Below are 439 nucleotides of genomic sequence, written 5' to 3'. Positions count from 1 at the left end.
TGACAGTCATTGGCCACCAGCGCGGCAAAGATACGAAAGAAAATTTGCGCCGCAACTTCGGCATGCCACACCCGGAAGGCTACCGGAAGGCGCTGCGGCTCATGAAGCAGGCAGAAAAGTTTTCGCGGCCGATCATCTGCTTTATCGACACGAAAGGCGCCTATCCGGGCAAATCGGCCGAAGAGCGCGGGCAAAGCGAAGCGATCGCCCGCAACTTGTTTGAAATGGCAGGGCTCACCGTGCCGGTCGTCTGCATCGTCATCGGCGAAGGCGGAAGCGGCGGGGCGCTCGCCCTTGGCGTCGGCAATCATATTCATATGCTTGAAAATTCCACGTACTCGGTCATTTCGCCGGAAGGGGCGGCTGCCATTTTATGGAAGGATGCGTCATTGGCGCAACGAGCGGCGGAAACGATGAAAATTACCGCCCATGACTTAAA

The 439-nt window shown here is 57.2% G+C and carries 1 protein-coding gene; it reads left to right on the top strand.

Going from position 1 to position 439, the window contains the following annotated elements:
• A partial coding sequence (locus E0L37_RS21435) for a carboxyl transferase domain-containing protein (RefSeq protein ID WP_305015960.1) occupies nucleotides 1-439 on the top strand: 439 nt, incomplete at both ends.

Origin of the sequence: Alcanivorax sp. 24, assembly GCF_004360225.1 — a bacterium.
GTDB classification, from domain to species: Bacteria; Pseudomonadota; Gammaproteobacteria; order Pseudomonadales; family Alcanivoracaceae; genus Alloalcanivorax; species Alloalcanivorax xiamenensis.
The sequence above is the reverse complement of the archived record's forward strand: the minus strand, read 5'-3'. Positions and strand labels throughout refer to the sequence as shown.